This window comes from Pseudenterobacter timonensis (genome assembly GCF_900021175.1).
Classification (GTDB): Bacteria; Pseudomonadota; Gammaproteobacteria; order Enterobacterales; family Enterobacteriaceae; genus Enterobacter; species Enterobacter timonensis.
Genome location: NZ_FCOP01000011.1, coordinates 162110 through 186030, shown reverse-complemented (window position 1 = coordinate 186030; position 23921 = coordinate 162110). Strand labels below are relative to the sequence as shown.

The window sequence follows — 23921 nt, the reverse complement described above, 5'->3', positions numbered from 1 at the left end:
ATCTCCTTAGTTAGTGGCGATCAGCTCGCCCGGCTGCGCGGCGCTGGCGGTCTGAGCCGCCCCGCCCTGTGGCGCAGACTGCAATGGATGCGCCGTAAAGTAGTTACGCAGGCCGTTGTAAATCGCTTCGGCAATCTCCTGCTGATAGCTGTCGCTGGCCAGCAGGCGCTCCTCGCCATGGTTACTGATAAAGCCGGTCTCCACCAGGATCGACGGAATATCCGGCGAGCGCAGTACGCCAAGGCTGGCATGTTCCGGGCGGCGCTTATGCAGGGAACCAATGCCCTGAAGCTGGCTCAGTACGTTCGTGGCCACATCATACCCGACGCGCTGGGAATGACCGAATTGTAAATCGAGTACCGCCTGGCTGAGATAGGGATCGGACTGGCTGTTCGCCAGCACATCGCCTGCTCCGCCCAGCAGTTCCGACTGCTTCTCATGCTCTTCGAGCCAGTTCGCCATCTCGCTGTTCGCGCGGCGGTTAGAGAGGACCCACACCGAGGCGCCGGTGGCGCTGCGATTCGGCGCGGCGTCAGCGTGAATGGAAACCAGGAAATTGGCGTTCTGCTTACGGGCGACGTCGGAGCGGCCCATGACGGAAATAAAATAGTCGCCATCGCGGGTCATCACCCCTTTAAACATCGGATCGTCGTTAAGCAGCGTACGCAGCTTACGGGCGATAGCGATGGTAACATTTTTCTCCCGAATACCGCCGGGACCAATCGCGCCGGGATCCTGCCCGCCATGCCCGGCATCGATCGCGATAATCACTTTGTCCCCTGAACTGACCGTACGGCTACGCGCCGCCGGACGGATCGTCGTATTGCTGCTGGTTACGCTGGTAAGACGATCGTTTTGCGATTTAAACGGATTACGCGCGGGTTCAGCGGGACGCGGCGCCGGGGCAACTACCGGCCTCTCCACGCGTTTGGCCACGACGGGCGGCGGCGGTGGCGGAGGTGGCGCATCGGCGTTGATAGTGAACGTCACGGTATAGTTCGCGCCGTTCTGCTGCTTCACGGCGCGCGTTTTGCCGTTTTCCGTCAGGTCGACCACCAGACGCAGCGACTGTGCATCTTTAGGCGTGCCGGAACGGATGCTTTTCACCAGGTTGTTGCCGCTGAACTGCAGCGGCAGTCCCTGAATTACGCCGGTCTGTTTAATATCCAGCGCGACGCTGCGCTTATCGAGCTGCGAAAAGGCGTAGTCAGGATCGCCCATAAAGCTGAAGGTGATACGGGCCTGACTGTCGCCATTGGAAACCTGAATATCGGATAAATTTGCTGCGCCAGCCTGCGCGCACAGCAACACCGTTGCCGCAAGCAACCATTTTTTTACGCGAGTGATCATCCCGTCATCCTGTAGCTTAATCTGCTAAACGCGCCAGTAAGGCGTTACCCAGAGGAGAAACCGCGCTGACGCGCGCCTCACGCCCCTGGGCCTGATAGTCTAAATGAATTTCGACATCCGGCTCAGGCAGAACCCCCGCCCCCTGCTGCGGCCACTCCACCAGACAAATGGCGTTGTGGGCAAAATAGTCGCGGATCCCCATAAATTCCAGCTCTTCCGGGTCCGCAAGACGATAGAGGTCGAAGTGATACACCATTAATGAATCGAGCGTATAAGGCTCAACCAGAGTATAAGTCGGGCTTTTTACGTTCCCGTTGTGGCCGAGCGCCTGCAAAAAGCCGCGGCTGAAGGTGGTCTTTCCGGCACCCAGATCGCCATAAAGATAAATGACGGTTGCGCCTTCACAGGCCTGCGCCACGCGCTTACCAAGATCTAAGGTTGCCTGCTCATCGGCTAAGGGAATCACTCTGTTTGTCATCGTCTACGTCAACTACATCCGGGTTAACAACGCGCCGTAGCGCGTCAAAAAGATCGGTCGCCAGCATACCGCGCGTACCGTACAGCGCCGCCAGCCTGTCTGCCGCCGCGCCATGGGCGACACAGCCAGCGCAGGCTGCATCATAAAGGTTAAGATTCTGTCCAGGCAATGCGCCGATAATACCGGAGAGCACATCGCCCATCCCGCCGCTGCCCATCCCCGCGTTGCCGGCATCCACAATGCCTGTCGCGCCCGACTCCGACGCGACCACCGTGCCAGCCCCCTTAAGGACCACCACGCCACCATAACGTTTTACCAGACGCTGCGCAGAAAGTAAGCGATCCTTCTCAATTTCTGCCACGCTGCAGTTCAGCAGGCGTGCCGCTTCGCCGGGATGCGGCGTCAGAATGCGATTGTGACGTTTATCAGGATTGAATGCCAGAAGGTTCAGCGCGTCGGCGTCCCAGAGCATCGGTTTACGGAAATTCTCCACCTTTTGCAGCGCCTGTTTACCCCATGAACCTTGCCCCAGACCGGGGCCAATTACCACGGCATCCGCCCAGTTCAGGCTCTCTTCCAGCGTTTCCGGCGTCAGCTCATGCACCATCAACTCCGGACGGGCGGTAATAATAGGGCCGATGTTCTCTATGCGAGTGAGTACTCGCACCAGGCCTGCGCCTGCACGCAAAGCCGCTTCGCCCGTCATACGAATCGCGCCGGCTGTACCGTGGTCGCCGCCGATAATGACCAGCTTTCCGTTATCGCCTTTATGGGAGGTAGGGCGGCGCGGGGGGAACCATTGCGCCAGTTGCGAAGCATCGAAGCGTGAAATCACCGTTTCCTGGCCAGCCAGCCAGCTCTCCAGACCGAGCGCATCATAGTACAGCTTACCCACAAAATCCCGCGCCTTACCGGTGATAAGGCCGGGCTTAAGCGCGATAAAGGTTACCGTATGGGCGGCAGCGATCGCCTCGCCGGGCGTCGCGCCTGTCTGCGCAATCAGGCCGGAGGGGATATCAAGGGCAACGATAGGGGCCGGATGCTGGTTGGCGCGGGCGATCAGGGCGGCAACCGGGTCGCGGGGAGCGTTTTGCAGCCCGGTGCCGAGCAGGCCGTCGATAATCAGATCCACCTCTTCCGGCCAGACGCTGCCAGAAGAGTGAATCTCACCGCCGGCGTTAAGCCAGGCGTCACGCGCTGCCTGCGCCTCCTCCGGCAACGGCTTCTCGCTCTCCAGCGCCAGCAGCGTGACCTGAAGACCCGCCGCCACGGCCAGACGCGCGACAACGTAGCCATCGCCGCCGTTGTTGCCATGCCCGCAGAGGATCAGCCAGCGCTGCGCATCGGGATAAGCGTCGCGCGCCACGCGAAAAGCCGCCTCGCCCGCACGCTGCATCAGTTCATAAAGGGTAACACCCAGCGTGTCAGCCGCCTCTTTCTCGGCCTGGCGGAGAGCATCCGCAGGCCAGATGGAGTGTGGTATACTGGCAGGGTTTCTCTTCACAGTATGGTCCGTCATGTCACAGCCCCTCGATCTCAATCAGTTAGCGCAAAACATTAAACAATGGGGCGCCGAGCTTGGCTTTCAGAAAGTAGGTATCACTGATACCGATCTTTCCGCCAGCGAGCCGAAACTGCAGGCATGGCTGGATAAACAATACCACGGCGAGATGGAGTGGATGGCCCGCCACGGCATGATGCGCGCCCGTCCGCACGAACTGCTTCCCGGTACGCTGCGCGTGATCAGCGTGCGGATGAACTATCTCCCCGCCAACGCGGCTTTTGCCCGCACGCTAAAAGACCCTGAGCTCGGCTATGTCAGCCGTTATGCGCTGGGGCGCGATTATCATAAGCTTCTGCGAAACCGGCTAAAAAAGCTGGGCGAGAAGATACAGCAGCACTGCGTTTCGCTGAATTTTAGACCCTTTGTCGATTCCGCGCCTCTTCTGGAAAGGCCGATCGCTGAAAAAGCGGGACTGGGCTGGACAGGTAAGCACTCACTTATTCTTAGCCGCGACGCAGGCTCGTTTTTCTTCCTGGGAGAGCTGCTGATCGATCTCCCCCTGCCGGTGGATGGCCCGGTAGAGGAAGGCTGTGGGCGCTGCGTGGCCTGCATGACCATCTGCCCGACCGGCGCCATTGTTGAGCCGTATGTCGTTGACGCGCGCCGCTGTATCTCCTATCTGACAATCGAGCTGGAAGGGGCAATTCCCGAGGAGTTTCGCCCTCTCATCGGCAACCGTATCTATGGCTGCGACGACTGCCAGCTCATCTGTCCATGGAATCGCTATTCACAGCTGACCGACGAAGAAGATTTTAGCCCGCGCGCCGCGCTGCACTCGCCGCCGCTTATTGAGCTTTTCGCCTGGACCGAAGCCCGGTTTCTGAAAGTGACTGAAGGGTCCGCCATTCGCCGTATCGGCCATTTACGCTGGCTGCGCAATATCGCGGTCGCCCTTGGGAACGCCCCCTGGAGCGAAGCCAATATTCAGGCGCTGGAAAGCCGTCGGGGTGAGCACCCACTTCTCGATGAACACATAGAATGGGCGATTGCTCAGCAAATTGAGAAGCGAAATGCTTGTGTAGTAGAGGTGCAATTGCCGAAGAAACAGCGTCTGGTACGGGTGGTGGAAAAAGGGCTTGTGCGCGATGCGTAATATATTCACAGGCTGTGAATAAAATTAGAAACTCAGGCAGTATCGGGGTTTACAGCGGAATCAAGCGATCGTGCCGTCATTTTTTGGATTAATTATATATAGTTATTTCAATTGGTTACGCAAACTTCATTCACCCTTCGAAGTTTTTTTAGGGGTGGGTAAAAAGTATTAACCTGTGGATAACTCTGTTTAAAAGAGTATGTCTGAAACGACACAAAATCACCCAGCCAGCGCATTTCTGCTGTGGATAATTTAGAGAGGAGAGAATTTGGAGCGGGAAACGAGACTCGAACTCGCGACCCCGACCTTGGCAAGGTCGTGCTCTACCAACTGAGCTATTCCCGCTTAGGTGACGCTAAGTATCTTGCGATACTTTTCAAATTTTGGTCAAATTTTGGAGCGGGAAACGAGACTCGAACTCGCGACCCCGACCTTGGCAAGGTCGTGCTCTACCAACTGAGCTATTCCCGCTTAGGTGATGCTGCGTATCTTGCGATACTTTTTAAACTTCGGTCAAATTTTGGAGCGGGAAACGAGACTCGAACTCGCGACCCCGACCTTGGCAAGGTCGTGCTCTACCAACTGAGCTATTCCCGCAAATTTGTTGCTGTCGTAATTCGCATTTCTGCGTCGTTACGGGAGGCGCATTATACGAGAAATCCTTTTAGCTGCAACCCCCTGCAAAGCGATTTTTTAAAAATTTCGTTCAACCGACGAAATATTCATCGCCTTGCGCATTTTCGCATCACATCCATGACTGTAGGCCGGGTAAGGCAAAGGTGCCACCCGGCCAACTAAAATTACAGCTTAATAAAATGCTCGCGGTAATAAGCCAGCTCCGCCACCGATTCGCGGATATCGTCCATCGCCTGATGCGTTCCCTGCTTCTTAAAATCCGCCAGGATTTCCGGCTTCCAGCGGCGCGCCAGCTCTTTCAGAGTGCTGACATCCAGATAGCGGTAATGGAAATAGGCCTCCAGTTCCGGCATGTATTTGAAGAGGAAGCGGCGATCCTGCCCGATGCTGTTACCGCAGATCGGGGATTTCCCCTGAGGAACCCATTCTCTGAGAAACGCGAGGGTCGCCAGCTCCGCCTCGCGGTCGCCCATTGTGCTTGCCTTCACCCGCTCCACCAACCCGCTGCCGGTGTGGGTACGCACGTTCCACTCATCCATCAGCGCCAGCTGCGCATCGGACTGATGGACCGCAATGGTTGGCCCCTCGGCCAGCACATTGAGGTTGGCATCGGTCACCAGGGTGGCGATTTCAATAATGCGATCGCGCTCGGGATCCAGGCCCGTCATCTCCAGATCGATCCAAATCAGGTTGTTTTCATCTGCACTCATGCTATTTTCCCCCCTTCTCGCTTAACCCGCCTCGGCAGGTTAACTAGTATTAATTAGTGTGTATCATAGAGGTTTTGCCCGTTACGGGCGACCAGGAGCCAGCACGATTGAGTAAAAATAAACTCTCCAAAGGGCAGCAGCGCCGCGTGAAAGCCAACCATCAGCGCCGCCTTAAAACCACTGCGGAGAAGGCCGACTACGACGATAACCTGTTTGGCGATCCGGCTGAAGGAGTGGTGATTAGCCGTTTCGGCATGCATGCCGACGTGGAATCCGCTGACGGCGGCGTACACCGCTGCAATATTCGTCGCACCATCCGTTCGCTGGTCACCGGCGATCGCGTGGTCTGGCGCCCCGGTAAAGCGGCGGCGGAAGGGGTAGCGGTCAAGGGGATCGTGGAAGCGGTGCACGAGCGCGCCTCGGTACTGACCCGCCCTGACTTCTACGACGGCGTAAAACCGATTGCCGCGAATATCGATCAGATCGTGATCGTTTCCGCTATTTTGCCCGAGCTTTCGCTCAATATTATCGACCGTTACCTCGTTGCCTGCGAAACGCTCCACGTCGAGCCACTGATTGTGCTGAACAAAATCGACCTGCTGGACAATGAAGGGATGGCGTTCGTTAACGAGCAGATGGATATCTATCGCGATATTGGTTATCGCGTGCTGATGGTTTCCAGCTACAGCCAGGACGGCCTTAAGCCGCTGGAAGAGGCGCTGACCGGCCGCGTCAGTATCTTTGCCGGGCAGTCCGGGGTGGGTAAATCGAGCCTGTTGAATAAGCTGCTCGGCCTGCAGGAGGAGATCCTGACCAACGACGTATCGGACAACTCCGGGCTGGGTCAACACACCACCACCGCCTCGCGGCTCTATCACTTCCCGCACGGCGGCGATGTGATTGATTCTCCGGGCGTTCGGGAATTTGGGCTCTGGCACCTGGAACCGGAACAAATCTTCAATGGATTTGTCGAATTTCATGACTATTTAGGGGCTTGCAAATATCGTGACTGTAAACACGATACAGATCCAGGCTGCGCCATCCGCGAAGCGGTTGAAAACGGTGAAATTGCGGAAACCCGTTTTGAAAATTATCACCGCATTCTCGAGAGCATGGCGCAGGTAAAAACGCGTAAAAGCTTTTCTGAATCTGACGACTGACATCTAAGCTAAGCATCGCTAAAATCGTCCCCTTTTTTTCAGGTTCCGGCTGTTTTCAGCCGGATCAGGAACGACATAAATTGGCCTGGAGGCTACCTTGTTAAACTCATTTAAACTTTCGCTTCAATACATTCTGCCGAAACTGTGGCTCACTCGCCTGGCGGGCTGGGGCGCAAGCAAACGAGCAGGCTGGCTGACCAAACTGGTCATCGACCTGTTCGTGAAATACTACAAGGTCGATATGAAAGAGGCGCAGAAGCCCGATACCGCCAGCTATCGCACCTTTAACGACTTCTTCGTGCGTCCCCTGCGTGACGAAGTGCGTCCGCTCAACACCGATCCGAACGTGCTGGTGATGCCCGCCGACGGCGTTATCAGCCAGCTCGGTAAAATCGGAGAGGATAAGATCCTGCAGGCTAAAGGCCACAACTACAGCCTGGAAGCGCTGCTGGCCGGTAATTACCTGATGGCGGATAAATTCCGCAACGGCACTTTTGTGACCACTTACCTTTCACCTCGCGACTATCACCGTGTGCATATGCCCTGCAACGGCATTCTGCGCGAGATGATCTACGTGCCTGGCGATCTTTTCTCCGTGAACCATCTGACTGCGCGAAATGTACCGAACCTGTTCGCCCGTAACGAGCGTGTTATCTGCCTGTTTGATACGGAATTTGGTCCGATGGCGCAAATTCTGGTGGGCGCCACCATCGTAGGCAGCATCGAAACCGTCTGGGCGGGTACCATTACGCCGCCGCGTGAAGGGGTAATTAAACGCTGGACCTGGCCTGCCGGGGAGAGCGACGGTTCCGTGGCGCTGCTGAAAGGTCAGGAGATGGGCCGCTTCAAGCTTGGCTCGACCGTTATTAACCTCTTTGCTCCGGGTAAAGTGGATCTTGTCGGGCAGCTTGAGAGCCTGTCGGTCACCAGGATCGGCCAGCCGCTGGCGATCTCTACCGATACGTTCGTGGCCCCTGCCGCCGCAGAGCCTGCGCCGCTGCCGGTCGAGGAGATCGAAGCGGAACACGATGCCAGCCCGCTGGTAGACGACAAAAAAGACGAAGTTTAACGAAAGGATCGCTGACGTGCGCCCGATTATCATTGTTCTGATGGCCTGGTGCCTCAGCATGGGGGCGCTTGCTGCGACGGCGCCCGACGCTAAACAGATCACCCAGGAGCTGGAGCAGGCAAAGGCGGCGAAACCGGCACAGCCGGAGGTTGTCGAGTCTCTCCAGGCCGCCCTGAACGCGCTTGAGGAGCGAAAAGGCTCCCTTGAGCGCGCCCGCCAGTATCAGCAGGTTATCGACAACTTCCCTAAACTTTCCCAGACGCTGCGCACGCAGCTCAGCAACCTGCGCGACGAGCCGCGCCAGATACCGGAGGGCATGAGCTCCGATGCCCTGAACCAGGAGATGTTGCAGGTCAGCAGCCAACTGCTGGAGAAGAGCCGCCTGGCGCAGCAGGAGCAGGAGCGCGCGCGGGAAATCGCCGACTCCTTAAGCCAGCTTCCCCAGCAGCAGACAGAGGCTCGCCGCCAGCTCAACGAGGTGGAGCGCCGCGCAGGCGCGCAGGCGGGCAACACGCCGCTGACCCAGGCGCAAAGCCTGAGTATTCAGGCGGAGTCCGCTAAACTCAAAGCGCTGGTGGATGAGCTTGAGCTGGCTCAGCTCTCTGCCAATAACCGTCAGGAGCTGGCGCGTATGCGTTCGGAACTGGCGCAGAAGCAGAGCGAACAGCTTGATGCCTATCTGCAGGCGCTGCGTAACCAGCTCAACAGCCAGCGCCAGCGTGAGGCGGAACGGGCGCTGGAGAGCACCGAGCTGCTGGCAGAGAGCAGCGCCAACCTGCCGGCAGGGATTGTCGAACAGTTCAGAATCAACCGTGAACTCTCCGCCGCGCTCAACCAGCAGGCCCAGCGTATGGATCTGGTCGCCTCGCAGCAGCGGCAGGCGACCAATCAGACGCTTCAGGTTCGTCAGGCGCTCAATACCCTGCGCGAACAGTCCCAGTGGCTTGGCTCCTCTAATCTGCTGGGCGAAGCGCTTCGTGCTCAGGTCGCGCGACTGCCGGAGATGCCAAAACCGCAGCAGCTGGATACCGAAATGGCGCAGCTGCGCGTGCAGCGCCTGCGTTATGAAGATTTACTCAACAAACAGCCGCAGCTTCGCCAGATCCGTCAGGCGGACGGCAAACCGTTAAGCAGTGAGCAAAACCGCATTCTGGAGGCGCAGCTGCGTACCCAACGCGAACTGCTCACCACGCTGCTCCAGGGTGGCGATACGCTGATCCTGGAGCTGACCAAGCTGAAAGTTTCCAACAGCCAGCTTGAGGATGCGCTTAACGAGGTCAACGAGGCGACGCATCGTTACCTCTTCTGGACCTCCGACGTACGGCCGATGACCATCTCCTGGCCGATTGATATCGTGCAGGATCTGCGCCGCCTGATTTCGCTGGATACCTTCAGCCAGCTTGGCCGGGCCAGCGTGATGATGCTCACCAGCAAAGAGACCATTTTCCCGCTGCTGGGGGCGTTAATTCTGGTCGGATTCAGTATCTACTCGCGCCGCCACTTTACCCAGTTTCTGGAGCGTTCCAGCGCCCGCGTTGGCAAAGTCACCCAGGATCACTTCTGGCTGACTCTGCGCACCGTTTTCTGGTCGATTCTGGTCGCCTCGCCGCTGCCGGTACTGTGGATGACGCTGGGTTACGGTTTACGGGAAGCCTGGCCCTGGCCGCTGGCGGTAGCGATTGGCGATGGCGTCACCGCCACCGTGCCGCTGCTGTGGGTGGTGATGATTTTAGCCACCTTTGCCCGCCCCAACGGCCTGTTTATCGCCCATTTCGGCTGGCCGCGCCATCGCGTGGCACGGGCGATGCGCTACTACCTGATGAGTATCGGGCTTATTGTGCCGCTGATCATGGCGCTCATCATGTTTGATAACCTCAACGATCGAGAATTTTCCGGCTCGCTGGGCCGCCTCTGCTTTATCCTGATTTGCGGCGCCCTGGCAGTGGTGACGCTGAGCCTGAAGAAAGCGGGAATCCCCCTCTATCTCGATAAAACAGGCAGCGGCGATAACATGGCGAACCACATGCTCTGGAACCTGCTGCTCAGCGCCCCGCTGGCGGCGATCCTGGCGGCGGCGGTCGGCTATCTGGCTACCGCCCAGGCGCTGCTGGCGCGTCTGGAGACCTCGGTCGCAATCTGGTTCCTGCTGCTGGTGGTCTATCACATTATCCGCCGCTGGATGCTGATTCAGCGTCGCCGTCTGGCATTTGACCGCGCTAAACACCGCCGGGCTGAAATTCTTGCCCAGCGAGCGCGCGGCGAGGAGGAGCCACACAGCACCAGCAGTACGGAAGGCGCCGCGGAGGTGGACGATGTGGAGCTGGATCTCGACGCCATCAGTACCCAGTCGCTGCGGCTGGTACGCTCTATCCTGATGCTGATTGCTCTGCTGTCAGTGATCTTCCTCTGGTCAGAAATTCATTCCGCCTTCGGCTTTCTGGAAAACATTACCCTGTGGGACGTTACCTCGACGGTTCAGGGGGTAGAAAGCCTGGAGCCGATCACCCTCGGCGCGGTGCTAATCGCCATTCTGGTGCTGATTATTACGACCCAGCTGGTGCGTAACTTCCCTGCCCTGCTGGAGCTGGCGCTGTTACAGCATCTGGATCTCACGCCTGGTACCGGCTATGCCATTACCACCATCACCAAGTACCTGATCCTGATGTTTGGCGGCCTGGTGGGCTTCTCGATGATTGGTATCGAATGGTCGAAGCTGCAGTGGCTGGTCGCCGCGCTCGGTGTGGGGCTTGGTTTTGGTTTACAGGAGATCTTCGCCAACTTTATTTCGGGCCTGATTATTCTCTTTGAGAAGCCGATTCGTATTGGCGATACGGTAACGATCCGCGATCTCACCGGCAGCATCACCAAAATCAACACGCGCGCCACCACTATCAGCGACTGGGACCGGAAAGAGATTATCGTGCCCAACAAGGCCTTTATTACCGAGCAGTTTATCAACTGGTCGCTCTCTGACTCCGTCACGCGCGTGGTACTGACCGTTCCGGCGCCTTCGGATGCCAATAGCGAAGAGGTCACGCAGATTCTCTATACCGCTGCGGAACGCTGCTCGCTGGTGATTGATAACCCGCCGCCGGAGGTCTTCCTGGTGGATCTGCAACAGGGGATCCAGATCTTCGAACTGCGTATTTACGCCGCCGAAATGGTCCACCGTATGCCGCTGCGTCATGAGATCCATCAGCTGATTCTGGCAGGCTTCCGCGAGCACGGTATCGATATGCCGTTCCCGCCGTTCCAGATGCGGCTGGAGACGCTGGATGGAAAGAAAACGGGGAGAACCCTCACCTCTGCGGCGAAAAGTCGCCCGGCAGGAAGCTTATAGTAAAAAGCCGGTCAGATGACCGGCTTTTTTCTCCTTCACCCGTCACTCGAACAAATTCGGGTGACATATCAGAAGCTGATAGTTACTCCATCGCCCACTGCGGCTGCTGGGCTAAACGACGGCGGTAATTCTCATAAATTCCCATCGCCAGCAGGGAGAAGAAGACCGGCCCGCCGACCATCCAGAGGGCGCTGTTCCAGTCGCCCGCCTCAATCACCGGTTGAATAACGGTGAAGATGTTGGCAAAAGTGACCAGCAACACCACCAGCGTGGTGGCAACCAGCGTCGAGGCGCGGGTTTTGAAGATCACAAAGGGACGCTCCAGATCTGCTTTCGCCTTGAAGAACGGGAACGCGATGGTCAGGAACAGATAGGGCAGCGTCATGGAGACGTTCGCCATCAGCGTCAGCTTATTATAAAACGCCGACGCGGTATCACCGCCAAACGATACCAGCAGGATAAACAGGCAGACCAGCAGGCACTGCATCCACATGGCGTTGGCTGGCATTCCGGCGCTGTTCAGACGCGTCATCGACGCGGGCCAGAGCGCTTTCGGCGTCCCCTGAATAATCGCCTTCAACGGAGAGTAGATCAGCGTAAAAAAGGCTCCGGTATAGGCGAGGAACATGGAAAGCCCGGTGATACGTGCAAACCAGATGCCCGTCGTGGTCGCCGCGTTTGGAGAAAGGTGCATCGCCTGCCCCAGCGTCATCCCCAGGCTTTTCATCAGCACATAGGTGATATTGCCAAGGTTGGTGGTGCTGTTGCCGAGCACCTGTTGCCAGTTCGTACTCACGCCCCACAGGAAGATCGCCAGCGAGTAACCGACAGAAATCACAATCGCCGCAAAGATAATGCCTTTGGCAAAATTCTTCTCTGGCTTCTCGGTTTTATCCACCAGTCCGCCGACCGCTTCAATCCCGCCATAGGCAAAGATGGCGAAGACCACAAACGACAGCATCGCCAGACCAGACTGGTAGCCCGGATTCGGCGAGACGGCAAAGTTGACCTCTTCGGCAAAATGACCGCCGTTCAGACAGAGGATCGCGATGCTCGCCAGCAGCAGAACCAGGTTAAGACACATCACCGAAATTCCGCCTACCGCCGTGACGCGGGCGATTTTGTTGATGCCTTTAGAAGCCACCGCCGTCACCACCAGCATCCAGCAGACGGCCAGAATACCGACAACCTGCGTTGAACTGAGCCCTGCCAGCGACCAGACCTGCGTCTGGTCAGAGCCAAACAGGAAGGTGGAAAAAGGCACCCAGACTTTCGCCGCGGTGCTTACCATCCAGACGATGTAGGAGGAGAACCACATAAAGGTGCCGATAAAGGCGTAACGTGGTCCCACGCTGTTATTCATCCAGGAGTAAATCCCGCCCTCTTCCTTGCGGTACGCCGACCCCATTTCCGCCATCATCAGGGCAAAGGGGATAAAAAAGAGCACGGCGGAAACGATATAGAACGGCGTGGCGCTGTAGCCCATCAGATAAAACGCGGAGGGGCTGTTGGCAAAGCCAAAAACTGAAGTAAATATCATCAGGATGAGCCCGGTCAGGGTCATCTTTTTTAGTGACTGGTTCATAGTACTATCCGTTAGGTGTGTAGCCGCCGCGGATGTTACCAGATGGCCCGACAAAAGGTGTGGCTTTGCGGGTCAAATTCAGAAAAGGACAAGCGGGGAAAACGTAATAATTTTGGCGAGGTGGAAAGCTTTGTTGCCAGGAAAGCGCCCCCTCTCAGGCAGAAGGGGCAATGTTGTCAGGCTCGATCGACCGTAAAGGCGATCACTTCGCCCAGCTGCTCTGCGCCCAGCGCCAGCATGACCAGACGATCCACCCCCAGCGCCACGCCGGAGCAGTCTGGCAGGCCCGCTTTCAGCGCCTCCAGCAGATTATGATCGATCGGCTGTTGCACCAGGCCACGTGCGGCACGCTTGCGGTTATCCTGCTCAAAACGCTGCTGCTGTTCGCGCGCGTCGGTCAGCTCGTGGAAGCCGTTTGCCAGCTCCATCCCTTTGTAATAGACCTCAAAACGCTCGGCGACGCGGTGATCTTCGGTGCTGATCTGCGCCAGCGACGCCTGGCTTGCCGGGAAGTGATAGACGAAAGTGGGGCGATCTTTGCCAATCTGCGGCTCTACGCCAAAGGCAAAGAGCAGCTGCAGCAGCGTGTCGCGATCTTCTTCCTCATCGGCCACGTTGCTGAGATCGAGCTTCGCCGCCACTTCACGTAGCTGCGCCTTATCCGCCGAAAGCGGGTCGATCTCCAGATGACGCTGGAACACCTGCTGATAGGAGAGCGTCTCCGCTTCCGGGCAGTCCAGCACCTGTTGCAGCAGATCGTCCACCTCGTTCATCAGACGATACATGTCATAGTGCGGACGATACCACTCCAGCATCGTAAATTCCGGATTGTGATGACGCCCCATCTCTTCATTACGAAAGCTGCGACACAGCTGGAAAATTGGCCCGCATCCCGCCGCCAGCAGCCGCTTCATATGATATTCCGGGCTGGTCATCAGATAGAGGTTCATTCCCTGCGAGTGGCCGGGTCCCACAAAACGGGTTTCAAACGGGACCAGATGGATATCGGTTACCGTCGCCTGGCTCATGCAGGGCGTCTCCACCTCCAGCACGCCGCGATCGGCAAAGAAGCGACGGATTTCCGTCATTACCGCCGCACGTTTCAACAGGTTTGGAATGGATGCGCTCGGCTGCCAGGTTGCCGTTTCGCTCATGGGAAATTCTCCAAATTCAGACAAGGGCACGAAGTCTACTCGTTACCGCAGGGAGAGACAAATTTTGTGCAGGAAATTTCCCGGCGCCGGCACAGGATCTATATAAGCGACTCAATTCATCAGTTTCAGTGATAAGTCGAGGGAAATTTCAGCAAAAAAATCGAACACGTCAAATTTCCCTCACATCCATACGGTTATACTCTTTTACCCATAAAGGAGCAGTGGAATCGCTTTCGCCGCGGCCTGCAGGCAGACCCGCTTCCAGCCGGTAGCCGCGCTGCGGAATCTTATCAATCTGGAGGAATGTCGTGCATACTTTTCAAGCCGATCTTGCTGTTATCGGCGCTGGTGGCGCAGGATTACGCGCCGCCATCGCCGCCGCGCAGGCCAATCCACACGCGAAAATCGCGTTGATTTCTAAAGTCTACCCCATGCGCAGCCATACGGTTGCCGCTGAAGGCGGGTCCGCCGCCGTCGCGCAGGATCACGATAGCTTTGAGTATCATTTCCACGATACGGTCGCAGGTGGCGACTGGCTTTGCGAACAGGATGTCGTTGACTATTTTGTGCACCATTGCCCCACCGAAATGACCCAGCTTGAACAGTGGGGCTGCCCGTGGAGCCGCCGTCCCGACGGCAGCGTTAACGTGCGCCGTTTCGGTGGCATGAAGATCGAACGCACCTGGTTCGCCGCCGATAAGACCGGCTTCCATATGCTGCACACCCTCTTCCAGACCTCCCTCCAGTTCCCCCAGATCCAGCGCTTCGATGAACATTTCGTCCTCGATATTCTGGTGGACGACGGCCAGGCGCGCGGCCTGGTAGCGATGAATATGATGGAGGGCCAGCTGGTCCAGATCCGCGCCAACGCGGTGGTGATGGCAACCGGCGGCGCCGGGCGCGTCTATCGCTACAATACCAATGGCGGCATCGTCACCGGCGACGGCATGGGCATGGCGCTCGGCCACGGCGTACCGCTGCGCGATATGGAGTTCGTACAGTATCACCCCACCGGCCTGCCCGGCTCCGGCATCCTGATGACCGAAGGCTGCCGTGGCGAAGGCGGGATTCTGGTCAACAAAAACGGCTATCGCTATCTGCAGGATTACGGCATGGGGCCAGAAACCCCGCTTGGCGAGCCGAAAAACAAATATATGGAACTCGGCCCGCGCGACAAAGTCTCTCAGGCTTTCTGGCACGAGTGGCGCAAAGGCAACACCATCGCCACGCCGCGCGGTGATGTGGTCTATCTCGACCTGCGCCATTTGGGAGAGAAAAAGCTGCTGGAGCGTCTGCCGTTTATCTGCGAGCTGGCGAAAGCCTACGTGGGCGTCGATCCGGTGAAAGAGCCGATTCCGGTACGTCCGACCGCGCACTACACGATGGGCGGAATCGAGACCAATCAGCAGTGCGAAACCCGCATCAAAGGGCTGTTTGCGGTGGGCGAGTGTTCATCCGTCGGCCTGCACGGCGCCAACCGTCTGGGTTCAAACTCGCTGGCGGAGCTGGTGGTCTTTGGCCGTCTGGCGGGTGAGAAAGCGATGGAACGTGCCGCAACGGCGGGCGAAGCCAATACCGCGGCACTGGATGCGCAGGTGACCGATATCGAAAAACGGTTAAAAGCGCTGATTAACCAGGAAGGGAGCGAGAACTGGGCGAAGATCCGCGATGAGATGGGGCTGTCGATGGAAGAGGGCTGCGGCATCTATCGCACGCCGGAACTGATGCAGAAAACTATCGACAAGCTGGCGGAGCTGCAGGAGCGCTATAAGCGCGTGCGCATCACCGATACCAGCAGCGTATTTAACACCGATTTGCTTTATACCATCGAACTGGGTCATGGCCTTAACGTCGCCGAATGTATGGCCCACTCCGCAATGGCGCGTAAGGAGTCGCGCGGCGCGCACCAGCGTCTGGACGAAGGCTGCACCGAGCGCGACGACGTCAATTTCCTCAAGCATACCCTCGCCTGGCGCGACGCGGACGGGACCACCCGTCTGGGCTACAGCGATGTGAAGATCACCACGCTGCCGCCGGCAAAACGTGTTTATGGTGCAGAAGCGGAAGCGGCCGAGAAGAAGGAGACGGCGAATGGCTGAGATGCAAACCCTGAAAGTCGAAGTGGTGCGCTACAACCCGGAAGTGGATGCCGCCCCGCACAGCGCTTTCTATGAAGTGCCTTATGACGAACAAACCTCCCTGCTGGACGCGCTCGGCTACATTAAAGACAACCTGGCGCCGGATCTGAGCTACCGCTGGTCCTGCCGCATGGCCATCTGCGGTTCCTGCGGCATGATGGTGAACAAAGTGCCGAAGCTCGCCTGCAAAACCTTTCTGCGCGACTACACGAAAGGGCTCAAAGTCGAGGCGCTGGCTAACTTCCCCATCGAGCGCGATTTAGTAGTGGATATGACCCACTTTATCGAAAGCCTGGAGGCGATTAAGCCTTACATTATCGGCAATCCGCGCACGCCGGATCAGGGGCCTAACCTTCAGACCCCGGCGCAGATGGCGAAATACCATCAGTTCTCCGGCTGCATCAACTGTGGCCTGTGCTACGCGGCCTGCCCGCAGTTCGGCCTGAATCCGGAGTTTATCGGCCCGGCGGCAATTACCCTGGCGCATCGCTACAACGAAGATAGTCGCGACCACGGTAAAAAAGAGCGCATGGCGCAGCTTAACGGTCAGAACGGCGTCTGGACCTGTACCTTTGTGGGCTATTGCTCAGAGGTCTGTCCAAAACATGTCGATCCGGCCGCAGCCATTCAACAGGGCAAGGTAGAGAGCTCGAAAGACTTTCTTATCGCCACCCTGAAACCACGCTAAGGAGTGCATAATGACGACGAAACGCAAAGCCTACGTACGGCCCATGCCGTCCAACTGGTGGCAGAAGCTGCCGTTTTATCGCTTCTATATGCTGCGTGAGGGAACGGCGGTCCCGGCAGTCTGGTTCAGCCTGGAGCTGATCTACGGCCTGTTTGCGCTCAAACATGGCCCGGAAAACTGGGCTGAGTTTGTCAGTTTTTTGCAAAATCCCGTTGTGGTGATCCTCAACCTGATTGTGCTTGCCGCCGCGCTGCTGCATACCAAAACCTGGTTTGAGCTGGCGCCGAAAGCGGCGAACATCGTCATCAAGGATGAGAAGCTGGGGCCAGAGCCGGTCATTAAGGCGCTCTGGGCGGTAACGGCGGTGGTGACCGTCGTGGTTCTGTTTGTCGCACTCTTCTGGTAAGGAGGCCACCGTGGTTAAAAACAATCCAAAACGCTCGGACGAGCCGGTATTCTGGGGGCTGTTTGGCGCAGGCGGCATGTGGTGCGCGATTGTCGCGCCGGTGATTATCCTGCTGGTGGGCATTATGCTGCCGCTGGGGATCTATCCGGGCGATGCGCTAAGCTACGAGCGCGTGCTGGCCTTTTCCAGCAGCATTATTGGCCGTATTTTCATCTTCCTGATGATTGTCCTGCCGCTGTGGTGCGGCCTGCACCGTATTCACCACGCCATGCACGACCTGAAGATCCATGTCCCGCAGGGCAAGTGGGTGTTCTACGGTCTGGCGGCGATCCTGACCATCATTACGTTCATCGCCATCGTGACGCTTTAAGCGGTCACGCCATCTCCCGGCCCGCCCTCCTGTGGCGGGCCTTTTTTATTTAACGCCCCGGCAAGCCACGCCGAAAAATCCTCCATGGCGGGGGTGACCGGGCGGGATTGCAGGCGAGTCAGCCAGTAGCTCCCGTGCTCAATCGCTATCTCAAACGGCTGCACAATGCGTTCGCTGTTCAGCAAATGGGTAAACATATTTACCGGCGCAATTGCCACGCCAGCTCCCGCCTGCGCCGCCTCCAGCATGGTGACCGACGAATCAAAGACCATAACGCGATGGGTCGGCGAGGGAGGCGATTCTCCCGCCGCACGTAGCCACGACGTCCACTCATCGCGACGGTAAGAGCGCAGCAGGGTAAATTTCATAATATCAGCCGGAGAGCGGATCTCGCCCGCCAGGGCGGGGGAACATAATGCTGAGAGCGGCGCGCGACAGAGAAATTCCGCCTCGGTGTCATGCCAGGCGCCGCCGCCATAGCGAATAGTAAAATCCAGCCCTTCCGCAGCGGGATCTACCCGGTTGTTATGGGTGGAGAGATGCAGATCGATATGGGGAAAGCTGCGATAGAAATGGTCCAGTTTGGCGAGTAAAAAACCGACAGCAAAGGTGCCTACCACGCCCACTTTAAGTTTTTCCCGGGCATGCGTGCCGGTAAAGCGGTCCAGCACGCCCGCAATACGATCGAATGACTCGTTCAGCACCGGCAGAAGATTTTCCCCTTCCGTCGTCAGCATCAGCCCGCGCGAGACGCGCACAAACAGCTGGCATTTAAGCTGCTCCTCCAGCACCCTCACCTGCTGGCTAATGGCGGAGTGGGTCACGTTAAGCTCAATCGCCGCGCGGGTAAAACTGAGATGCCGGGCAGCGGCCTCAAAGGCCCGAAGCGCGTTAAGAGGAATATAGCTGCGGGTCATCGTGCGTCTCCGTTAGAAAAACTTACATCAGATGCTAAATTTGCCCGTTTGTCATCTTTCACCATTTTCTCCACACTGGGCAACTCTGACGGGCCCGCAGATATCCACTCTATTCTCTGTTATGGAAAATTTTTGATGAAGAAAATATTAGTCGGGGCGTTACTGCTGACCGCCTCTGGTTCACTACTGGCCACCCCTCTGACGGAACAGCAGATTGCTGATGCGGTTAATCATACCATTCAACCGCTTATGAAAGAGCAGGCCATTCCGGGTATGGCGGTGGCGGTCATTTATCAGGGGAAACCTTATTTTTTTACTTTTGGTAAAGCGGATATCGCGCATCAGCGCGCCGTTACTCCGCAAACCCTCTTCGAACTCGGCTCTGTAAGTAAAACCTTCACCGGCGTCCTGGGCGGCGATGCCGTCGCACGTAAAGAGATTGCCCTGAGCGACCCTGCCACGCAGTACTGGCCCCGGCTGACCGGCAAACAGTGGCGCAACATCACCCTGCTCCATCTGGCGACCTATACCGCAGGCGGGCTGCCGTTGCAGGTACCTGAAAATGTGACCGATGAAGCGAGTCTGCTCCATTTTTATCAACAGTGGCAGCCTGAATGGGCGCCCGGCGAAAAGCGCCTCTATGCCAACAGCAGCATCGGCCTTTTCGGCGCGCTGGCGGTTAAGCCCTCCGGCCTGCGCTTTGACGAAGCGTTAACCACGCGCGTACTGAAACCGCTTCATCTTGAACATACCTGGGTTCAGATGCCAACAGACGAGGAACAACACTATGCATGGGGGTATCGCGACGGCAAACCGGTACGCGTTTCGCCGGGTATGCTGGATGCCGAAGCCTACGGCGTAAAATCGTCGGTTGAGAATATGGCCAGCTGGGTGTTAGCTAATATGCAGCCTGAAAAAATTCAGGACGACACGCTGCGTCGTGGCATTCTCCTCGCCCAGTCGCGCTACTGGCGGATCGGCGAGATGTATCAGGGCTTAGGCTGGGAGATGCTGGACTGGCCGGTGAAATCTAAAACCGTGGTGGAGGGGAGCGACAGCAAAGTCGCGCTGGCCGCACTGCCTGCCGTTGCCATTACGCCTCCAACGCCAGCGGTGAAAGCGTCGTGGGTGCATAAAACCGGTTCAACCAGCGGGTTTGGCAGCTACGTGGCGTTTATTCCCGAAAAAGAGATGGGCATCGTCATGCTGGCTAATAAAAGTTATCCCAACCCGCTGCGGGTTGATGCGGCATTCCGCATCCTGGAGGCGTTAGAGTAAATCCTTGCCGGGGGAGCAGACTCCTCCGGCAAAATAATTTTAAGAATAAACTTATTTTCCTGCTGTCATCTACACTTAACAAAAAAACCAGTAAGGAAACGACTATGCGCATTCTGCCTGTTATCGCCGCGGTGACAGCCGCGTTTTTAGTGGTTGCCTGTAGCACACCTACTCCCCCTCCCGGCGTTACCGTTGTTACCCCTTTTGATGCTCAACGCTTTCTCGGCACCTGGTATGAAATCGCCCGGCTGGATCACCGTTTCGAACGAGGATTACAGCGTGTGACGGCAACCTACAGCGCGATGGAGGATGGCGGGATCCGGGTGGTTAACCGGGGCTACAATCCCGATCGGGGGATGTGGCAACAAACCACCGGCGAAGCCTGGTTCACCGGCGATCCGCAGCGGGCCGCGTTAAAGATCTCCTTTTTCGGCCCGTTTTATGGTGGCTATAACGTGATTGCGCTCGACCGGGAGTACCGCCACGCGCTGATTTGCGGGCCGGATCGCGACTATCTGTGGATACTCTCCCGCACGCCAACGCTTACGGAAGAGATGAAACAGCAGATGCTGGCCGTCGCCACCCGGCAGGGGTTTGATGTATCAAAACTGATTTGGGTAGAGCAGCCCCATTAGTGGGTACTGAGCTTCAGGCCGATAATGCCTGCCACAATCAGCGCGAGGCTGGCGATACGCGCCAGGCTCGCGGACTCCCCTAACAGCAGAATACCGGTAATCGCCGCGCCCACCGCGCCAATCCCCGTCCAGACCGCATAGGCGGTCCCCACCGGCAGGCTACGCATCGCCCACGACAGCAGAACAATACTGACGATCATGGCGGTCACGGTGATCACGCTGGGAGTTAGTCGCGTAAAGCCATGGGTATACTTCAGGCCAATCGCCCATACCACTTCCAGCAAACCCGCAATAAAAAGAATAATCCAGGACATATCAGGCTCCTTAACGTAACAGTCTGGGGCCGTCCCCGATGTGAGAGGCGCTTACGGGTCGTCCCGCAAGGCACAGATGAGAGTGTCTATTCTGGTAAAGAAAGGCGCAACGTTCAATACCTTATTTGCAGAGAGTTAAACCAGGAAATAGCCGTAGTATGGGTGGAAGTTCCGCCCTTTACCACTCCTCCGACTTCTTTATGATAAAGCGCTTTCTGTATGCAGAAAGCCCATCCTTTTGCCAACTGCGAATATTCTATGTTCAAAATTTTATTGATTGACCGTTGTTCCTTCACCCGTTCAGGTTTTGAAGCGTGGCTCAATCATTCCGGCCTGTTTACGGCGACCTTTAAAACGATCGCGGTGAACAATCTTTTTCTTGCCCGGGAGCATATTCAGCAGTGGCGGCCCGCGCTGGTTATCGTCGATCTGCATGGCTTTATGCAGGAGAGCCAGCATCTCCCGCCTCTCTCTTCGCTGCTTATCGCCAGTGAAACGCGCCCCGTTATTTTGCTGCAGTCAGGTGAGGGAGAGACAATCCCGGCGTTCGCCCGCCACTATCCCCTGTGGGCCGCCTTAAAGAAAAGCGTGCCGCTGACAACGCTTGCAGCGGTAGTTAATGCCGCGCTGGCATCGTGTGCTGAGACGGTGGAGTCGGGGAATACATTGCTGACTCGTCAGGAGGAGAGAGTGTTAGCGCTATGGATGGAGGGAGCAAGCAATCAGAAAATTGCCGTTCAGCTCAGCATTACCGGGAAAACGGTCTACACCTACAAACGCAATATCCGCATGAAGCTAAACATGGACACCCGTTTTTCGCCCTTTTTAATGCCGCAGGAAGAGATGAACTGACGGTACGGCGCAACGATTTGCCCCGTACCGCCTGACTTTACTACCGGGCTTAGTTCTGAGCTTTAGTTGCCGCACCGGAGATAGCGTTACCGCCGTCAGAGATATCTTCGCCCACGCCACGGGTGGTGTTACATGCGGTCAGCACGGAGGAAAGCACCAGTACAGAAAGGATCGCAGTAATTGTTTTCTTAACCATAATATCTTCCTTTTATAGCCAAAGTTATTTGTGTATAGCTACTTAAGGATAGACAAGATCTTGCCGTTTGAAGGAAAAGGAAACAATTTTAAGAAAATTAGAGGGATCAGCTGGCAGCGTGGGAAATAATATGGCCAAGATCCTGAATATCTTCGCCGGCGCCACGCGCGGTATTACAACCCGACAGCAGTGCGCCGCAGACGAACATTAACAAAAGCAGCTTAACGCTGCGTTTCATGACTCTTCTCAGCGGGATCAGGCGCAGCAGAGGCTGCGCCTGACGCGTTACGCGAATTACTTCACGCGGGATACATATTCGCCGGAGCGGGTATCCACTTTGATCACTTCGCCAATCTGAACGAACAGCGGCACTTTAACCACTGCGCCAGTGGAGAGGGTAGCCGGCTTGCCGCCAGTACCTGCGGTGTCGCCTTTCAGACCCGGATCGGTATCAACGATTTCCAGCTCAACGAAGTTCGGCGGGGTAACGGAGATCGGCTGACCGTTCCACAGGGTCACGATGCACTCAGCCTGGTCCAGCAGCCATTTCGCGTTGTCGCCAATCGCTTTAGCGTCAGCTGACAGCTGTTCGAAGGTTTCGTTGTTCATGAAGTGCCAGAACTCACCGTCGTTGTAGAGGTAAGTCAGGTTCATATCGACAACGTCTGCGCCTTCCGCGGAGTCGGTAGATTTGAAGGTTTTTTCGATACGGGTGCCGGTCAGCAGACGACGCAGTTTAACGCGCGCAAATGCCTGGCCTTTACCTGGTTTAACGAATTCGCTGGATTCAACGGAGTACGGTTCGCCGTCCAACATGATTTTAAGACCAGAGCGAAAATCGTTGCTATAGTACGTTGCCATAAGGCCCTCTGAAATTGTTAACTGGTAGCTAAGCCACAAAATGGCGCATATTGTAACCCTAAATACCCCATCCAGAGAAGATTGGTTAGCGCAACTTGCCGATGTAATCACCAGTCCCGATGAATTACTGCAGCTTTTAGAGCTGGATCAAAACGAAACGCTGCTCGCAGGCGGCGAGGCGAAGCGCCTCTTCGCCCTGCGCGTTCCCCGCGCCTTTGTCGCGCGAATGGAGAAAGGTAATCCCGACGATCCGCTGTTGAAACAAACCCTTACCTCCAGAGAGGAGTTTATTGCCGCGCCGGGGTTTAGCACCGATCCGCTGGAGGAACAGAACAGCGTGGTGCCGGGTCTGTTGCATAAATACCTCAACCGCGCGCTGCTGCTGGTCAAAGGCGGCTGCGCGGTAAACTGCCGTTATTGCTTCCGCCGACACTTTCCCTATGCCGAAAACCAGGGCAACAAGCGGAACTGGCAGGTCGCGCTGGACTATATCGCCGCCCACCCTGAGCTGGATGAGATCATCTTTTCCGGCGGCGATCCGCTGATGGCGAAAGATCACGAGCTGGAGTGGCTGATCGGACAGCTCGAAGCCCTCCCCCATATTAAGCGTCTGCGCATTCACAGCCGTCTGCCGATCGTGATCCCGGCGCGGATTACCGACGCGCTGGTGTCGCACTTTGCGCGCTCGCGTCTGCAAATATTGCTGGTAAACCACATTAACCACGCTAATGAGATTGACGAGGCGTTCCGCTCGGGTATGGCGCGTCTGCGTCAGGCGGGCGTAACCTTGCTCAACCAGAGCGTGCTGCTGCGCGGCGTGAATGATAATGCCCGCACGCTTGCCGATCTGAGTAATGCCCTGTTTGACGCAGGCGTGATGCCTTATTACCTGCATGTGCTCGACAGGGTACAGGGGGCGGCGCATTTTATGGTCGAAGATGATGAGGCCAGGCAAATTATGCGTGAACTGCTGACGCTGGTGTCAGGCTATATGGTGCCAAAGCTGGCACGCGAGATTGGCGGCGAGCCGAGCAAAACACCGCTCGATTTGCAGCTGCGCCAGCGCTAAAAGGCAGGAGGCCTGTGCGCTCCTGCCCTCCGCTTCCCTCGCTTATCGGGCGAGGGAG

At 57.0% G+C, this 23921-nt stretch carries 23 protein-coding genes and 3 tRNA genes; 12 read left to right on the top strand and 14 right to left on the bottom strand.

Annotation, left to right across the window (positions count from 1 at the left end):
* Window positions 1–6: 6 nt before the first annotated feature.
* The 3 genes from amiB to nnr are packed head-to-tail and all read right to left on the bottom strand — an operon-like array spanning window position 7 to window position 3347.
* The gene (gene amiB / locus BN3796_RS07260) at window positions 7–1350 is read right to left on the bottom strand and encodes an N-acetylmuramoyl-L-alanine amidase AmiB (protein WP_061707711.1); all 1344 of its coding nucleotides are present in this window, start codon (window positions 1348–1350) and stop codon (window positions 7–9) included.
* Between the two features lie 16 nt (window positions 1351–1366).
* Window positions 1367–1828, bottom strand: coding sequence for a tRNA (adenosine(37)-N6)-threonylcarbamoyltransferase complex ATPase subunit type 1 TsaE (gene tsaE, locus BN3796_RS07255; protein ID WP_061707710.1), 462 nt, complete (start codon window positions 1826–1828; stop codon window positions 1367–1369).
* On the bottom strand, window positions 1797–3347 hold the full coding sequence (gene nnr / locus BN3796_RS07250) for a bifunctional ADP-dependent NAD(P)H-hydrate dehydratase/NAD(P)H-hydrate epimerase (RefSeq protein WP_061707709.1): 1551 nt from the start codon (window positions 3345–3347) through the stop codon (window positions 1797–1799). Before nnr ends, tsaE begins: the two co-directional genes overlap by 32 nt.
* Between nnr and queG the strand changes: the two genes are divergently transcribed.
* A complete protein-coding gene (queG, locus tag BN3796_RS07245; RefSeq protein WP_061707708.1) occupies window positions 3346–4485 on the top strand; it encodes a tRNA epoxyqueuosine(34) reductase QueG in 1140 nt (379 codons plus the stop codon). The two genes, nnr and queG, sit on opposite strands and share 2 nt — an antisense overlap.
* Window positions 4486–4754: 269 nt before the next feature.
* Here the strand turns inward: queG and BN3796_RS07240 are convergent.
* The 4 genes from BN3796_RS07240 to orn all read right to left on the bottom strand — a co-directional run bounded on the left by BN3796_RS07240 (window position 4755) and on the right by orn (window position 5831).
* A tRNA-Gly gene (locus BN3796_RS07240) sits at window positions 4755–4830 on the bottom strand.
* Between the two features lie 50 nt (window positions 4831–4880).
* Window positions 4881–4956: transfer RNA gene (locus BN3796_RS07235), tRNA-Gly, on the bottom strand.
* 50 nt (window positions 4957–5006) lie between these two features.
* Window positions 5007–5082: transfer RNA gene (locus tag BN3796_RS07230), tRNA-Gly, on the bottom strand.
* Window positions 5083–5285: 203 nt separating this feature from the next.
* On the bottom strand, window positions 5286–5831 hold the full coding sequence (orn, locus tag BN3796_RS07225; protein WP_061707707.1) for an oligoribonuclease: 546 nt from the start codon (window positions 5829–5831) through the stop codon (window positions 5286–5288).
* 107 nt (window positions 5832–5938) lie between these two features.
* Here orn and rsgA point away from each other — a divergent pair, with 107 nt between their 5' ends.
* From rsgA to mscM, 3 genes are all read left to right on the top strand, one after another.
* Window positions 5939–6991, top strand: a complete 1053-nt coding sequence (gene rsgA / locus BN3796_RS07220) for a small ribosomal subunit biogenesis GTPase RsgA (protein WP_061707706.1) — start codon at window positions 5939–5941, stop codon at window positions 6989–6991.
* Between the two features lie 97 nt (window positions 6992–7088).
* A complete protein-coding gene (gene asd / locus BN3796_RS07215; protein ID WP_061707705.1) occupies window positions 7089–8060 on the top strand; it encodes an archaetidylserine decarboxylase in 972 nt (323 codons plus the stop codon).
* 16 nt (window positions 8061–8076) lie between these two features.
* On the top strand, window positions 8077–11400 hold the full coding sequence (gene mscM / locus BN3796_RS07210; protein WP_061707704.1) for a miniconductance mechanosensitive channel MscM: 3324 nt from the start codon (window positions 8077–8079) through the stop codon (window positions 11398–11400).
* Window positions 11401–11482: 82 nt separating this feature from the next.
* On the opposite strand, the gene yjeM is transcribed toward mscM, so the two are convergent.
* Both yjeM and epmA read right to left on the bottom strand, forming a co-directional pair.
* A complete protein-coding gene (yjeM, locus tag BN3796_RS07205) occupies window positions 11483–12985 on the bottom strand; it encodes a glutamate/gamma-aminobutyrate family transporter YjeM (protein ID WP_061707703.1) in 1503 nt (500 codons plus the stop codon).
* A 176-nt stretch (window positions 12986–13161) separates the two neighbouring features.
* Window positions 13162–14139 carry an elongation factor P--(R)-beta-lysine ligase gene (gene epmA, locus BN3796_RS07200; protein WP_061707702.1) on the bottom strand — a complete coding sequence of 326 codons (978 nt, stop codon included), beginning with the start codon at window positions 14137–14139 and terminating at the stop codon, window positions 13162–13164.
* A 308-nt stretch (window positions 14140–14447) separates the two neighbouring features.
* On the opposite strand from epmA, the gene frdA reads away from it, so the two are divergent.
* Genes frdA through frdD form a run of 4 tightly spaced genes read left to right on the top strand, consistent with a single transcriptional unit; the run spans window position 14448 to window position 17741 of the window.
* On the top strand, window positions 14448–16238 hold the full coding sequence (gene frdA, locus BN3796_RS07195) for a fumarate reductase (quinol) flavoprotein subunit (protein WP_061707701.1): 1791 nt from the start codon (window positions 14448–14450) through the stop codon (window positions 16236–16238).
* The gene (locus BN3796_RS07190) at window positions 16231–16965 is read left to right on the top strand and encodes a succinate dehydrogenase/fumarate reductase iron-sulfur subunit (protein WP_061707700.1); all 735 of its coding nucleotides are present in this window, start codon (window positions 16231–16233) and stop codon (window positions 16963–16965) included. Before frdA ends, BN3796_RS07190 begins: the two co-directional genes overlap by 8 nt.
* Before the next feature lie 10 nt (window positions 16966–16975).
* Complete coding sequence (frdC, locus tag BN3796_RS07185; RefSeq protein ID WP_061707699.1) at window positions 16976–17371, top strand: fumarate reductase subunit FrdC; 396 nt, start codon at window positions 16976–16978, stop codon at window positions 17369–17371.
* A 10-nt stretch (window positions 17372–17381) separates the two neighbouring features.
* Window positions 17382–17741, top strand: a complete 360-nt coding sequence (gene frdD, locus BN3796_RS07180; RefSeq protein WP_061707698.1) for a fumarate reductase subunit FrdD — start codon at window positions 17382–17384, stop codon at window positions 17739–17741.
* Here the strand turns inward: frdD and ampR are convergent.
* Entirely contained in the window at window positions 17738–18658 is a 921-nt protein-coding gene (ampR, locus tag BN3796_RS07175; protein ID WP_061707697.1) for a LysR family transcriptional regulator AmpR, read from the bottom strand. The two genes, frdD and ampR, sit on opposite strands and share 4 nt — an antisense overlap.
* Before the next feature lie 135 nt (window positions 18659–18793).
* On the opposite strand from ampR, the gene ampC reads away from it, so the two are divergent.
* Together ampC and BN3796_RS07165 are read left to right on the top strand one after the other, a co-directional pair.
* A complete protein-coding gene (ampC, locus tag BN3796_RS07170; RefSeq protein WP_073885148.1) occupies window positions 18794–19936 on the top strand; it encodes a CMY2/MIR/ACT/EC family class C beta-lactamase in 1143 nt (380 codons plus the stop codon).
* A gap of 104 nt (window positions 19937–20040) precedes the next feature.
* A complete protein-coding gene (locus BN3796_RS07165) occupies window positions 20041–20571 on the top strand; it encodes a lipocalin family protein (protein ID WP_061707695.1) in 531 nt (176 codons plus the stop codon).
* On the opposite strand, the gene sugE is transcribed toward BN3796_RS07165, so the two are convergent.
* Window positions 20568–20885 carry a quaternary ammonium compound efflux SMR transporter SugE gene (sugE, locus tag BN3796_RS07160; protein ID WP_006178944.1) on the bottom strand — a complete coding sequence of 106 codons (318 nt, stop codon included), beginning with the start codon at window positions 20883–20885 and terminating at the stop codon, window positions 20568–20570. The two genes, BN3796_RS07165 and sugE, sit on opposite strands and share 4 nt — an antisense overlap.
* 258 nt (window positions 20886–21143) lie before the next feature.
* Here sugE and BN3796_RS07155 point away from each other — a divergent pair, with 258 nt between their 5' ends.
* Window positions 21144–21737, top strand: a complete 594-nt coding sequence (locus BN3796_RS07155; protein ID WP_061707694.1) for a response regulator transcription factor — start codon at window positions 21144–21146, stop codon at window positions 21735–21737.
* Between the two features lie 49 nt (window positions 21738–21786).
* On the opposite strand, the gene ecnB is transcribed toward BN3796_RS07155, so the two are convergent.
* From ecnB to efp, 3 genes are all read right to left on the bottom strand, one after another.
* Window positions 21787–21933, bottom strand: coding sequence for a lipoprotein toxin entericidin B (ecnB, locus tag BN3796_RS07150; RefSeq protein ID WP_061707693.1), 147 nt, complete (start codon window positions 21931–21933; stop codon window positions 21787–21789).
* Window positions 21934–22039: 106 nt separating this feature from the next.
* Window positions 22040–22171 carry an entericidin A/B family lipoprotein gene (locus tag BN3796_RS07145; protein WP_061707692.1) on the bottom strand — a complete coding sequence of 44 codons (132 nt, stop codon included), beginning with the start codon at window positions 22169–22171 and terminating at the stop codon, window positions 22040–22042.
* Between the two features lie 56 nt (window positions 22172–22227).
* Complete coding sequence (efp, locus tag BN3796_RS07140) at window positions 22228–22794, bottom strand: elongation factor P (RefSeq protein WP_061707691.1); 567 nt, start codon at window positions 22792–22794, stop codon at window positions 22228–22230.
* Between the two features lie 40 nt (window positions 22795–22834).
* Here efp and epmB point away from each other — a divergent pair, with 40 nt between their 5' ends.
* The gene (gene epmB, locus BN3796_RS07135; protein ID WP_061707690.1) at window positions 22835–23863 is read left to right on the top strand and encodes an EF-P beta-lysylation protein EpmB; all 1029 of its coding nucleotides are present in this window, start codon (window positions 22835–22837) and stop codon (window positions 23861–23863) included.
* Window positions 23864–23921 lie beyond the last annotated feature (58 nt).